Source organism: Algoriphagus alkaliphilus (assembly GCF_900103735.1).
In the GTDB taxonomy this organism is placed as follows: Bacteria; Bacteroidota; Bacteroidia; order Cytophagales; family Cyclobacteriaceae; genus Algoriphagus; species Algoriphagus alkaliphilus.
On record NZ_FMXE01000003.1, the window covers coordinates 135,147 to 148,656 of the forward strand.

Consider the following 13,510-nt stretch of genomic DNA (forward strand, 5'->3'; position numbering starts at 1 on the left):
CCTATGCCCAAAATATTACGGATTATTCCGCTTCTTGAAAACCTGTTGTTCTTCTGGCTTGGATTGGCCTTGGTGCTTAGTCTTGCCGGAGAGCGACTCGAAATTCCTCCTGTGTTACAGGTTATGGGAAGAACTCACCCATTGCTTTTACACTTTCCTATTGTATTGCTCTTGATCGCTGTTGGTCTTTTCTGGGTTGCAGAAGGAAAACTCAAAACCGCTGCCGGGCAGTTATTGCTAGCTGGAGCCAACCTTACCGGAGTCACCGTAGTGGCAGGGTTACTTCTGGCAGCAGAAGAATACGGAGGTGAAGCCTTAGTATGGCATCAGTGGCTGGGTTTGATTTCTTTAGGCCTTTCAATCCTGATTTACTTTTACAGAAATGAGTCTGCAAGATTTTTGAAATTATCCACTCTTACCTTGGCAGTTGCAATTACGCTGACTGGACACTTTGGAGCAAACCTTACCCACGGGGAAGACTTTCTTCTGGCTCCGATTCAGTCAAAAGAAACCGAATTCGTTGCCATGGAAGATGCTGAAGTGTTTCGGCACCTGGTTCAGCCAATTCTGGAAGCTAAGTGCATTGCCTGCCACAAAGAAGGTAAAATCAAGGGAGAGCTGCGGATGGACGAAATCGCAGGGCTACAGAAAGGCGGGAAAACCGGCCCCTTCGTTGTCCCTGGTGATCTGAATGAATCCCTATTGATCCAAAGAATTAACCTTCCTAAAGATAATGAAGAGCACATGCCTCCCAAAAACAAAGCCCAGCTTACCGAGCAAGAATTGGAAATACTTCAGCTGTGGGTGGCATCCGGTGCTTCCTTAGAGCAAAAAGTGACTGAACTAAAACAGGAGGAGCCTTTATTCCGGTTTGCATCCGAAAAATTCACTGTTGAGAAAACTTATACCTTCAAATCCGCTTCGGAGTCAGACATCAAATCTCTGAATAACTTCTTCAGAAAGGTGAGTCCAGTTTATCCTGGATTTCCGGCACTGGAAGTTTCCTATTTCGGAACCTCGGCCTTTGATCCCTCATCCCTGAGGGACCTAAAAAAAATCAGTGGGCAGACCGTGAAGCTAAATCTCAATCGCATGCCTTTGGGAGGGGTGGACATGGGATTTCTGAAAGATTTTGAAAATCTAGAGGAACTCCAACTCAACTTTACCGGAATCCGTGGCGGACAACTTACTGTTCTTTCTCGCTTGGAAAACCTAAAGAACCTCGCCATATCCGGGAATGAGTTGGGAGATGGAGCGGTTACTGAACTTGGTAAGCTCAAAAACCTGAAAAGGCTGTTTTTCTGGCAATCTGGCCTGGATGATAATCAACAGGAAGAACTTAAGAAAGCCCTTCCTCAGACCATCATCGATTTTGGATTTAGTGGAAAGGGACTTCTTTACGAACTCAACGCACCAAAAATTGGAATTGAGGCAGCCATTTTCAAAGATAGCATCGAACTTAAGCTTAGTCATCCGATACGAAGCACGGATATTCGCTATACCCTCGACGGTACTGTGCCCGATAGTTCAGCGAGTCCTAAATACAGTCCTGGAATTTGGATCAAGACCTCCACTGAGATCAGGGCCAGAGCATTTGCTCAGGACTGGATCGGAAGTGATGAAGCCACAGTTTCGGTGTTTAAGTCAGGAATTAAAGCCAAAGAGGTCAGCCTCCGGAAGGATCCCATCCCACGCTACAAAGCCAATGGTTCGATTACGCTCATTGACGGTATTAAAGGAAAGGCAAATCATACTTCTGGCGAATGGTTGGGATATCAACTCACCCCTTTAGAAGCGGAAATAGACCTTGATACGGGACAGCGTCCCATTGAACTTACTTTGAGTCTGCTTTACCATGAGTCGGCACACATCTTTACTCCGGAAAAGGTAAATATTTGGTTGTACACCGGAACTGGATGGGATAAAGTACCGACAGAGATTCCATCACAACCCACGAAAATAAGGGAAACCCGATTTGGACTGCTTAAGTATCCTCTACCGGAGAAGGAGTTTTCGAGAATTAAAATCGAAGTAATTCCAGTATCAAAGCTCCCGGCATGGCATCCCGGTGCAGGTTCTAAAGGCTGGGTGTTTATGGATGAAATATTATTAAACTAATAAACTGCTTTTCAATAGCCCTTTTCCCCTCATATTGAAGTAATAGAATAGAGAGAGAACCAATAAAAAGGAAGTTGACTTAACCCCAAGATACCAATAAGAAACTATGAATTTCCAAATAAAACCAAGTAAAGATTCCTATGATGTCATTATCGTCGGCTCAGGAGCCGGGGGAGGTATGGCTACAAAAATATTGTCAGAAGCAGGTCTTTCCGTTGCAGTGGTGGAAGCCGGAGGCGATTGGGATCCCGCAAAAGAGGAAGATCGAACGCAACTGAGATTTCCCTGGGAATCACCAAGACGAGGGGCCAGTACACAGATAAGACCTTTTGGTGACTTTGATGCTGCCATTGGCGGCTGGGATATGCCGGATGAACCCTACACCCGAAAAAACGGAACCCAATTCGACTGGTTCAGGTCAAGGATGCTGGGAGGCCGAACAAATCACTGGGGAAGAATTTCGCTTCGGTTTGGACCTGACGATTTTAAGAGAAAAAGCATCGATGGATTGGGAGATGACTGGCCTATTGGTTACGATGAGATTAAGCCTTATTATGACAAAGTCGACCGGTTAATTGGAGTTTTTGGTTCCAGGGAGGGTATGAGAAACGAACCGGACGGGAATTTTCTTCCTCCGCCCAAACCGAGATTACATGAAATGTTTTTGATGAAAGGGGCAAAAAAAATCAATGTTCCGATTATCCCATCCCGCCTATCCATCTTAACCAGACCCATAAACAAGGATCGTGGTGTGTGTTTTTTTTGCAGACAATGTAACAGAGGTTGTCAGGTTTATGCCGATTTCTCCTCCAGTACATGTCTGGTAAAACCAGCCATGAAATCGGGTCAGGTTGATTTATTTACCCATTGTATGGTCAGAAAGGTCACTTCAGACGATTCAGGGCTTGCCACAGGGGTATCCTATGTGGATAAAAGGGACATGAAAGAGTATAAACTAAAAGGGAGGATCGTGGTCTTGGGTGCTTCTGCCTGTGAATCTGCTCGTATCATGCTCAACTCCAAATCTAAAGTCCATCCCGACGGAATGGGCAATTCCAGCGGAATGGTGGGCAGGTATCTCCATGATTCTACTGGTGCGAGCCGTTCGGGAATTATACCCGAACTGATGCACCGAAAGCGGTACAATGAAGACGGGGTGGGAGGCATGCATATCTATACACCCTGGTGGTTGGACAATAAAAAACTTGACTTTGCCAGAGGATATCACATTGAATTTGGAGGAGGGATGAATATGCCTTCCTATGGCTTCGGATCAAATATGGATGCAGTAAGAAAACATATTCTTGATGAATTTGGGCAACCAAGTCCAAATGGTGGCTATGGCGAGGGTTTGAAAAGGGACATTAGGGCAATGTATGGAAGTACGGTAAGCATGTCAGGTAGAGGTGAAAGTGTGCCTCAGTATGACAACTACTGTGAGATTGACCCCACGACGGTAGACAAATTTGGGATTCCTGTCCTGAGATTTCACTACAATTGGACTGATAATGAAATCAAGCAGGCAAAGCACATGCAGGATACTTTTGAGGAATTGCTTATAAACTCAGGTGCCAAATTATTAGGAACAAAACCCGGTGTAGAGACTCAATATGGGCTTTTAGCTCCTGGAAGGATCATCCACGAAGTAGGCACCACCCGCATGGGGAGCAATCCGGCGACTTCAGTGGTCAACAGCAATTGTCAGGCACATGACTGCAAAAATCTCTTCGTGGCGGATGCGGGCCCTTTTGTCTCTCAGGCCGACAAAAACCCAACTTGGACAATTTTGGCTCTTTCCTGGAGGACGTCCGATTTTATCATCAAAGAACTGAACAGCAAAAACCTTTAATCCAAAGAATCATGAACAGAAGAGAAAATCTAAAGCTTTTATTCGCTGGTTCTCTGGGTACTGGACTGGTGCTGACAGCATGCAGTCCTGAGGAAAAATTGGCGGATCTATCTCCCAAAATAGGAGGTACACCGGGAGGCAGGGTTCCGGAGGAGGTCGAAAGGGATAATTCCCTGCTTTCAGGTAGGTTTTTGACCGACCTGGAAATGGAACAGGTGAAAATTCTGGTGGACATTGTGATTCCCAAAGACGATGTCTCCCCGGGTGCATCGGAGGCAAAGGTCCCCGATTACATTGAATTTATGCTGAAAGACCAGCCGGGAAATCAGACGGCTTTCAGAGGTGGCCTGATGTGGTTGAACTTGGAAGCCTATGAGCGTTTTTCAAAGTCGTTCATTGAAATCTCCCCGAGCCAGAGAATGGAACTCATTGAAGAAATTGCCTGGCCGGATAAAGCGAAAACAGAGATGGGGACTGGGGTAAGATTTTTCAACCTCCTACGGAATATGACTGTTTCCGGCTTTTACACTTCGGAAATCGGTTTTAAGGATATTGGTTATGCAGGAAATATTCCCAATGTATGGGAAGGGGTGCCACAGGATGTGATGGATCAGTATGGGCTATCATTGGACGAAAAATACCAAAGTGTTTATCTGAAATCGGAAGATCGAGGCACCATTCCTGACTGGGATGATCAGGGTAATTTGATAGCTTAACCAAGCGAAGAATAAAAAAAATTAATTAGATAGATTGGGTAATTCTTGAAAACCTGTTCAGCTTCTGGATAGGTTTTTTTCTGACTTCCGCGCTGGGACACCCAAATAAAATCCGAAGAGTTTATGTATTGATTTTTGCTCTTCTTTCAGGATTATGGTTTTGGTTATTACTTCGTAGTTGGGAGTGAAAACAGTAATTTCATAAATGCTTTCGATGACCTTAGCAGGACTTAGCCCAGATGGCTTTGTCCGTGATGATGCTCTTGGGCAGACTGGAATTGTTTACGATTTTGATTTTGTTTACCCCTTTCTTTTGGAGGGCGAATTAATCGTTTTCATTGTTCTTTTTCTTGATTTCCCTAATATCAACAAGATCCTGAGGTCTTCCAGATGCAGATTTATTTCAGAAATTTCAATCCAAATATCCAGATCTCCAGTGTTTCTCGGCTTACCATGAAAAGCCAAAGCATAACCACCAACTACCATGTAGTCAACCGAATGAGCGTTTAGGAGCCCAATAAAATCTTCAAAGTCGGGAAATAGAATCATCCTTTCAATTTAAACTTTTGGACTACTTGCTTATCCATCTTGGTATCAATAGGAATTCCCTCCGATGCAAGTTTCGTCACTGCATAAATCCTTGTTTCAGGTTCAGCAGCAAGCCAAAAATCCAGATTTTGTTCTCCTTCATCATGAACTGCTTGTTCGTATCGAGTTACTACAGCCTGAATCGATCTTGCTTTCTTCAAGATCGGCTTTGAAAATAACTCTTGTCTGGTAAGCAGTAATTCTTGATTTTCAAAGGGAGACTTAGCTTTTCCGAGATAATTATTTAACGTGTTGTAGCTGAAATTGGGATAGGATTCACAGAAAACCTTGAGATTTGAAAAAACTTCAATTCTCCGGTCGCTCCTATTTTTCCAAACGGCAACTACTACACGTTTTGACATTTTCATTTTTGGCTCCATTCTCAAAATTAACCAATAAATCAAACATATTGGTTAAAACACTCAATCGATTACCTCAAACTGGGCCATGATTTTAGACACTTTATCCTCTACCGTTTCGGAAGAAATATTGGTCCGGCTGAGTCGGTCTACCAGGATTGGAAAGGAAAATGGAGTAAACTGCACCGGGTGCTTGACCACGATCTGCTTTTGGTTAAGCTTTTTGATGGCTGTGATAAACATGTCCTGCTCCATTTGCTGATTGAGTGCTTCTTTTTTGGCTTGCCTCAGCAAAAAATTATCCGGATCATATTGCTCAAAAACTTGATAAAGCAATCCTGAGTTGGCCTGAATATGCTTAAATGTCATCGGCTTACCGGGATAGCCCTGAAACACCAATCCGGCTATACTGGCAATTTCACGGAATTTCCTACGGGACATTTCGCTCTCGTTCACGCAGTGTAGGATGTCCTCCTCGATGTTTTTCAGTGAAAAAATATCTTCTTCCAAAATATCCTCAGCCGATATCGCAGTGTCTGTCAGCAATTCAAATCCATAATCATTCATGGCCATGTTGAACGAAATCGGAAAATTCAATGAAATCCGGTAGGCGATCAAAGCACTCATTAACTCATGCATCATCCTGCCCTCAAAGGGGTAAAAAAATAAATGATACCCTTCCTCGCTTCGATGCGATTCGATCAAAAAAGTGTGTTGGTCCGGCACAATCGAGAGCTTGTCCTGCAAGTCCAGAATAGGTAAAACCCTTCTCAATTCCTCGGATTTGATAATTCCGGAGTTGTATTCCTGAAAGATGTCCAGAATCTTATCTGAAAGCATCGAAGAAAGGGACATCCTCGCACCCATCCAACTCACCACGTTATTGGTCTTTTTCTCAGATAGCCTAACAAAGGCATTGAGGTCTTTCACTTGTAGCAATTCCAAAGGTCTGCCTGCAAAGAAAAATCGATCCCCAATCTTCATTTTGGCAATGAAATATTCCTCAACCGTCCCGAGATAGGCACCATTTTTAAATTTTACTTTCAGCATCGCATCTGAGACGATCGTCCCCATACTCAGGCGATGTTTCATGGCAATTCGCTTGTTTTTCACTTTATACAAGCCATCATCATCCTTACTCACTTTCAAGAATTCCTCGTAATTGCCCAGCGAATTTCCTCCCTTGGTAATGAAATCCATCATCCAATTCATCTCTTCCTGCGTCAGTTCGGTGAAGGAGGCGGCCCCTTTTACTACTGAGAAAATAAAATCGGGATCAAATCCTTCTCCTACGGCCAAAGTCACCAGAAACTGAATCAATACGTCGTAGGGCAATTGCGGTGTAAACTGCGATTCCATTTCCTCCTTTTCGATCGCATCCCGAAGCGCGGCGGCTTCGATCAGTTCCAGCGAATTGGTGGGGACAAAAAATATCTCGGATGGCAATCCCGGCTGATGCCCTGCACGGCCGGCACGTTGGACAAACCTTGAAACACCCTTTGGACTCCCAATCTGTATCACTCGATCCACGGGACGGAAATCAACTCCCAAGTCTAGACTGGAAGTACAGACAACCAATTTAAGTTTTCCTTCATGCAGTGCATTTTCGACCCATGCCCGCACCGAATTATCCAGTGAACCGTGATGCATGGCGATCCAACCTGCCCAATCTGGTCTGGCTTCGAGGATTTTTTGGTACCAAATCTCAGTTTGTGATCGGGTGTTGGTAAACAATAAAACTGTCCTTCCAGCCTCGATAATCGGAATGACTTGATCCAACATCCGGATTCCCAAATGCCCGTGCCAGGGGTATTTTTCTATTTCCTCCGGAAAAACTGACCGAATCAGAATTTCCTTTGCTACTTTGGCCTTGACGATGTGGATGGGGTGATTTTCTCCTAAAAGTGCCTTGGCAGCATCCTGAAGGTTGCCAATCGTCGCTGACACCGCCCAACGCCGAAAAGTCTGAGGTCTGATCGCCTGAATGTACTCCAAGGCAAGCTGAACTTGGACGCCCCGCTTATTGCCAACCAACTCATGCCATTCGTCCACGACAACTACCTGAAGAGATTGGAATAATTCTTTATGGTCTTTCTGTGAAATCAGGACATGAAGTGTCTCCGGAGTAGTGATGAGGCATTCCGGTGGATTTCGCTTCATCGCGGCCCGGGTCTTGGCGTCGGTGTCACCGTTTCGCACCATCACCTGCCAGGGAAGCCCGATGGTTTCGCAGACTTCCTGCATGGCTTTTTGGATATCTTGTGCCAAAGCGCGTAATGGAGTGACCCAAATCAGCTGAATCCCGTTTTTTTGAGGCTTTCTCCAGGTAGTGGGATGGTTTTGGATGTATTCCAAAAGGACGGGAAACCAAAGGGCGAAGGTCTTTCCCGAACCTGTAGGCGCATTGAGAAGCCCTGATTTTCCATCCAAATAGTCCTGCCAAGTCTCAATCTGAAAAGGAAATGGTGTCCATCCCTTTTTATGGAAATAGTCGAGTCCGACCGAAAGTCGCTTATCCTCCATACGTTTTCAACAGGGCTTTCAAATCTTCCAAGGTGTTGGCTTCTTCTTTGGGTTTATCCTTCCTCCAGCGCAATATTCGTGGAAATCTCAGTGCAATCCCACTTTTGTGACGGGGACTGTCCTGGATTCCCTCAAAGGCAATCTCAAAAACCAATTCGGCCTTTACCGTCCTCACCGGACCAAATCGTTCTCTTGTGTTTTTCTTCACAAATGCATCAACTTCACGCATTTCGGCATCCGTGAGGCCTGAATAGGCCTTGGCGAAAGGGACCAGATTTTCTCCATCCCAAACTGCAAAGGTGTAATCGCTGTATAAATCCGCCCTTCTGCCATGCCCCTTTTGCGCATAGATCATTATCCCGTCTATGGTCAGTGGCTCGATTTTCCATTTCCACCAACTGCCCCGCTTTCTCCCGGTTTCGTAGCTTGAATCTGCCTTTTTCAACATTAATCCCTCGGCAAGATTTACCCGGGATTGTTCCCGGAATTTGCCTAAGGCTTCCCAAGTGTTTGCCTTAATCAATTGAGGGACTTGAAGTCGCTCGTGAGGGTGATTTTGATAGATTTCCACCAATAATTCCCTCCGTTTGCTGATCGGAAAACCTCGGATGTCCTTTCCTTCAAATTCCAAAAGGTCATAAGCTAAAAGACTTATTGGAGCCTCTTGAAGCTGTTTTTTACTGATATTTTTTCTTCCGATGCGAGTTTGGAGAAGGGCAAAGGGTAGGGGATTGCCGTCCTTAAAAGCAATGATTTCTCCGTCAATAACTGTTCCGTTGGGAAGGTTTTCGGCCATCTTCAGCAACTCAGGAAACTTGTCATTGACCAATTCCTCGCCTCGACTCCAAATGAATGTTTCACCATTTCTACGAATCAATTGTCCTCGGATCCCGTCCCATTTCCATTCGGCTTGCCAATCTGCGATGTCGCCCAGTTCATTTGTTGTGGTTTCCAGAGGATAAGCGAGGAAAAATGGGTAGGGTTTAGAGCTATCCTTTTTTATTTCCTCCTGATCGAAAATTGCAGGAAAACTAACTTCTTGTGGATTCCAATTCCCCATCAAGGCATGCGCAATGTTGGATTTGTCAAGTTGGAGTACCTTGGCAAGTGCCTGACTCATCAGACTCTGACTGACCCCGATCCGAAACCCGCCCGTAATGATTTTGTTAAAGACAAAACGCTCAGAATAATCTAGCTTTGACCAAGCATTCTGGATATTTTCCTTTTTTAATTCTTCAGGAAGCATTTCCAAAGCTTGAAGAAATTCAATCCATTGGCCTAAATTTTTATCGTTTTCATGAGTTGTTTTGGGTAAAAGTAAGGCAATGGTTTCCGCTAAATCTCCCACAGCATGGTAGCACTCGTCAAAAAGCCAATCAGGAATTCCGGCCAGCTCCTGGCACCAATTCCTCAGCTGTTTTGTGGACACTTGTCTTTTTGGTCTTCTGTGAGAAAAAATGGCAACTGCCCAGACTTTTTCTTCATCTGCGGCTTTTTCAAAAAAATCAACCAAAGCCTCGACCTTGTCACCTGTTTTGTTGCTTTGATCCAGACGGGTAATCAGTTCGGCAAAATACTTCATGAATCGAGTGAGTGAATTTTTTTTGCTTTGGTGACTTTAGACACGCTAAATGTAATTGAATGTGATAATTTTAATGCGTAATCGAACAGCAGGCGAAAGCTTTTCGTTACCCATTCAAAACACCGACAAGTATGAAAAAGTTAATCTTTGGTTTGATGATTGTAATGGGCCTTTGCTCTTGCACTTCACAAGAACCCGATCGATATACTGGCCAATCTTTGGAATTTGAACTATTCAAGTCCAGTGAATTTGACTACAATGGGACTTTACTGGTTCGGGAATTGACCTCGGGTGACTTGGAGTTTGTGATTCAACTGGAGGGGGCTAAGTCCTCTAGTTCGATTTCATTTCCAAGCCACCTTCATTTCGGAGGATATGATGAGGCTGAAGCGCTGATTGCGCAGCTCTTGACACCTGTTTCTGGAAGTGATTTGAAAAGTGTAACAGTCCTTAACTTATTATCAGACGGATCAAAATTGACTTTTGATAAAATGAAAAATTTTGACGGTCATGTTAAAATTCATTTGGCGAATGACGGTCCTGACTATAGCGTGATCCTCGTAGCAGGGAATGTTGGTGCCAATTTCAATGCAGAATCAGCATTCGATCCCTCAAAAATTACAGTGTGCAGTAAAAATTTCTGATCTAAAATTTTTGATAAAAACTAAAAAAGGCAGCCAATTGGCTGCCTTTCCTTTTTTCAAACTATTCAAATTAATTGATTACAACAGGAAATGTGATATCCAAGTCAGTTTCACCACCCGCTTGTACAAAATTGGTGAAATTTGGATTGGAGGCACCTGGGAAGTTTTTGTCCAAATCATGTCTGAGGATCACTCGCATCTGAGCATTGTTGGTGCCTGGGGAAGAGGACACCACAAGCTTATTGCTTAACCCTAAGCGTTTTCCACTTTGGTCATCATAAGTGATGGTCATGATATTTCCTGAGAATGCTGTACCCAGGAAAAAGAACTGATGCTTATCGGCTTCTTCGAGGATTTCTTTGGTGATATCTTCCTTCTCTATGCTATTGTAAACCTCAATAGACATTCTGTAAGTCTTCCCCTTAGTCAAATTGATAGTCTGAATAGTTGGCGAAGTTCCAACTTCAATTCCCTGAGGGTCGCTTGCCTTGAATGAAGTAATAATACCTATTGGACTTCCACTTGAATTCAATTCCTGAAATTTAAGTGTCACGTCAGTGATTACTTCACCGTCATTCTCTTCTTCAGGATCATTACTTTCACAAGAAGCGAAGCCTAAGGCCAAAGCGGCAAATAAATAGATGGGTAGTTTTTGTAAATTGTTCATACTAGTAATTGGTTAAAATTGATAATTGAGTTTGAGTAATATATTCCGACCCATGTCCGCAGTGAAATAGCGAAAACGGTTCATGTATTCTTTGTATTCTGTATTAAAAACATTATTTATCTGTACACCAATATTCAATTGGTTTTCAGCTAATTGTAATTTTTTCTGATATCCTAAATTGAATAGTGCATAGGCAGGAGGAGCAGGTGCCAAATCAAAGTCAGGTTCTCTTTTTTGTTGAGCTACCAGCACGTTTCCAATTGTTATCCGATCTGAGTTGGGATTAGAGTTTTTCCCAAAAGCAATGGAAATCCCCCAATCCATTCTGTCTGAAGGAATGAAAGGGAAGTAGTTTCCTTCATCCAAATTCTTTGCCCGGATGATTGATCCTTTCAGATAGCCATTTATTCTTTCTGAGAAAGTATAGCTTCCTGATAGGTCAAATCCATAGAAAAAAGCATCAGCCTGTAAGTATTCGTACACATTGAAAGTACCCCGTAGTGATACAAATGTTTCACCGGTTGGGCTGAGGAAGATGTAGTTTTTGATATGATTGGCATAAGCGGTGAGCTCTACGAGTATTTTTTCACTTTCATATTCCAGTCCATTTACCCATTTCAGGGAATTTTCCGAAACCATAGTTGGGTCTCCAATTTCCACCGCAGCGGCACCGTGATGAAGTCCCTGACTAAACAGCTCATTTACATTAGGCGGTCTCCAAGCAGTTCCAAAATTACTTGTAAAAGCAAAGTGTGGGCTTAAGTGATAGAGTCCACCGAAGAAAGCGGAGAAATTTTGATATTCAAGTTCAGCTTCTTGGAGTTCTCCACTTACAAATCTTGCCGCATCGAATGTTCGAAAATCATATCTTAGTCCGCCCTCTAGTTCCAAAGGTCCTTTGAGATATTTTTCGATCACATAAATACCAAGATTGAGCATGTCATAATTTGGAATCAAAGGCGTAACTCCCGTTCCGGGAATATTGCTATTGGCCTGTTGAATTACATTCAATCCAAAGGAGCCGCTCCAGTTGGTTTTAAGCTTGTGATCCAAAAAGATATCCACAGTATTGGTGAAAAGCTCTAAATCCAAGCTTGGTCTTGAATTTAATTCACCTCTCCGACGGTCAAATTCCTGGCGGCTATTCAGCTGAAAACCATATTGAAAATTAAGTTTCCAGTCGGTATTTAGGTGGTAGTGTGATTTTATTTTAGCCAAATGATGTAATACAACCTGCTTTGGATTATCAATTTTATAGGTGAAATCCGCATTTGTAAAAGGCCTGCCGTTTTCAATAATGTTTACCAAATCCGAAAGATTTCCTGTATGGGCGTCTCTCAAAATCCCCAATTCGGTATTGAAGAAGCTGTAGTATGCTTCAACTCCCAATTTCTTTGAGCTGTAGCCGACAGATCCGGAGAAATTGTATTCAGACATGCCTGTATTTGCCTGAATATAGTCAGGAGATTGTACATTCCCTGCTCTTTTTACCGATCCTTGAAGTCTATAGCCGAGGCCCTTTATTTTTTCAGAACCACCCAAATGAGATGCAGCAAAGTTTCCCATTCGGCCATTGCTTGCACCAAGGAGATGGATTTCTGTTGAATGCTTTTTGGATGTTGGTAGGGAAGGAGGATTGACCAAAATCACGCCTCCCATAGCTTCTGGCCCATATCGCACCGTTTCAGCACCTTTAATTACGGTAATTTCATCTGCCAGAAATGGGTCAATTTCAGGCGCATGTTCAGCACCCCATTGCTGTCCCTCCAAGCGAATGCCATTGTTCAGGATCATGATCCGATTGCTGTGCATTCCGTGTATGACAGGTTTGGAGATGGTATTTCCTGTGGAAAAAGTGGTCACACCAGCAATCCGTTTTAAGCTTTCTCCAAGACTTTCGCCACGGGACTGAAGCAATGCTTCTCCGTACAAAGAGGTCACCGCAGTGGTAGTTTGTACAGCTTCGCGATGGCCATGAACCTCAACTCCGCCGAGATCCAATGATTCCTCTTCCATTCGGAACGTTTGGTTTGTGGTGCTTCCTGTCAAATTCAGCGTTTGACGGATTTCCTTATGTCCAAGATATTGAACTGTGATCGTATAAGTGCCTGGGCAAAGGTCTCGAATGATGAAGTTTCCGTTTTGATCTGAAACAGCCCCCGTTCGAGTCTCCAAAATCCAGATGTAGGCTGCTTCAATGGAATTGTCATTTTCCCGATGAAGGATTTTTCCTCTCAGAATGAGATTACATTTCTGTGCATAGGATTCCTTGCTGAACAGCACAAAGACGGCTAAGAATAATATGACTTGGTAGTGTAACACGGTTGCAAAAGTAAGTGCTTCGAAAGAATTAAACCAAAGTTTATGAAACAAAGTTGCAAAAAGTGTTGAATGGTGAAAGATGGATTTCGGATGTTGCGATGTCGGATGTCGGATTTTTCCAAACAGCTAAGTAGAATAGTGA

General features: G+C 43.5%; 9 protein-coding genes. 4 read left to right on the plus strand and 5 right to left on the minus strand.

Annotated elements, in window-relative coordinates:
* The first annotated feature begins 3 nt into the window (after positions 1-3).
* The 3 genes from BLQ81_RS02125 to BLQ81_RS02135 all read left to right on the plus strand — a co-directional run bounded on the left by BLQ81_RS02125 (position 4) and on the right by BLQ81_RS02135 (position 4,683).
* Entirely contained in the window at positions 4-2,118 is a 2,115-nt protein-coding gene (locus tag BLQ81_RS02125; RefSeq protein ID WP_092728311.1) for a c-type cytochrome domain-containing protein, read from the plus strand.
* A gap of 106 nt (positions 2,119-2,224) precedes the next feature.
* The gene (locus BLQ81_RS02130) at positions 2,225-3,967 is read left to right on the plus strand and encodes a GMC family oxidoreductase (RefSeq protein WP_092728312.1); all 1,743 of its coding nucleotides are present in this window, start codon (positions 2,225-2,227) and stop codon (positions 3,965-3,967) included.
* 11 nt (positions 3,968-3,978) lie between these two features.
* A complete protein-coding gene (locus BLQ81_RS02135) occupies positions 3,979-4,683 on the plus strand; it encodes a gluconate 2-dehydrogenase subunit 3 family protein (protein ID WP_092728313.1) in 705 nt (234 codons plus the stop codon).
* A 545-nt stretch (positions 4,684-5,228) separates the two neighbouring features.
* On the opposite strand, the gene BLQ81_RS02145 is transcribed toward BLQ81_RS02135, so the two are convergent.
* From BLQ81_RS02145 to BLQ81_RS02155, 3 genes are read right to left on the minus strand one after another with little or no spacing between them, the layout of a single operon-like run.
* The gene (locus BLQ81_RS02145) at positions 5,229-5,633 is read right to left on the minus strand and encodes a regulator of G-protein signaling domain-containing protein (RefSeq protein ID WP_139183548.1); all 405 of its coding nucleotides are present in this window, start codon (positions 5,631-5,633) and stop codon (positions 5,229-5,231) included.
* A gap of 60 nt (positions 5,634-5,693) precedes the next feature.
* On the minus strand, positions 5,694-8,153 hold the full coding sequence (locus BLQ81_RS02150; protein WP_092728316.1) for a ligase-associated DNA damage response DEXH box helicase: 2,460 nt from the start codon (positions 8,151-8,153) through the stop codon (positions 5,694-5,696).
* Positions 8,143-9,735, minus strand: a complete 1,593-nt coding sequence (locus BLQ81_RS02155; protein ID WP_092728317.1) for an ATP-dependent DNA ligase — start codon at positions 9,733-9,735, stop codon at positions 8,143-8,145. The genes BLQ81_RS02150 and BLQ81_RS02155 overlap by 11 nt, the downstream gene beginning before the upstream one ends.
* Positions 9,736-9,866: 131 nt before the next feature.
* Here BLQ81_RS02155 and BLQ81_RS02160 point away from each other — a divergent pair, with 131 nt between their 5' ends.
* Positions 9,867-10,379: a hypothetical protein gene (locus BLQ81_RS02160; protein WP_092728318.1), complete on the plus strand. Its 513-nt coding sequence runs from the start codon at positions 9,867-9,869 to the stop codon at positions 10,377-10,379.
* A gap of 70 nt (positions 10,380-10,449) precedes the next feature.
* Here BLQ81_RS02160 and BLQ81_RS02165 read toward each other — a convergent pair whose 3' ends face one another.
* Together BLQ81_RS02165 and BLQ81_RS02170 are read right to left on the minus strand one after the other, a co-directional pair.
* Positions 10,450-11,046, minus strand: coding sequence for a hypothetical protein (locus BLQ81_RS02165; RefSeq protein WP_092728319.1), 597 nt, complete (start codon positions 11,044-11,046; stop codon positions 10,450-10,452).
* Positions 11,047-11,058: 12 nt separating this feature from the next.
* Complete coding sequence (locus tag BLQ81_RS02170; protein WP_245693133.1) at positions 11,059-13,419, minus strand: TonB-dependent receptor; 2,361 nt, start codon at positions 13,417-13,419, stop codon at positions 11,059-11,061.
* Between the last annotated feature and the right edge of the window lie 91 nt (positions 13,420-13,510).

Excerpts from the sequence above, each read along its gene's own strand:
- BLQ81_RS02125 (WP_092728311.1), top strand. The coding sequence starts at position 4 with ATGCCCAAAATATTACGGATTATTCCGCTTCTTGAAAACCTGTTGTTC.
- BLQ81_RS02130 (WP_092728312.1), top strand. The coding sequence starts at position 2,225 with ATGAATTTCCAAATAAAACCAAGTAAAGATTCCTATGATGTCATTATC.
- BLQ81_RS02135 (WP_092728313.1), top strand. The coding sequence starts at position 3,979 with ATGAACAGAAGAGAAAATCTAAAGCTTTTATTCGCTGGTTCTCTGGGT.
- BLQ81_RS02145 (WP_139183548.1), bottom strand. The coding sequence starts at position 5,633 with ATGTCAAAACGTGTAGTAGTTGCCGTTTGGAAAAATAGGAGCGACCGG.
- BLQ81_RS02150 (WP_092728316.1), bottom strand. The coding sequence starts at position 8,153 with ATGGAGGATAAGCGACTTTCGGTCGGACTCGACTATTTCCATAAAAAG.
- BLQ81_RS02155 (WP_092728317.1), bottom strand. The coding sequence starts at position 9,735 with ATGAAGTATTTTGCCGAACTGATTACCCGTCTGGATCAAAGCAACAAA.
- BLQ81_RS02160 (WP_092728318.1), top strand. The coding sequence starts at position 9,867 with ATGAAAAAGTTAATCTTTGGTTTGATGATTGTAATGGGCCTTTGCTCT.
- BLQ81_RS02165 (WP_092728319.1), bottom strand. The coding sequence starts at position 11,046 with ATGAACAATTTACAAAAACTACCCATCTATTTATTTGCCGCTTTGGCC.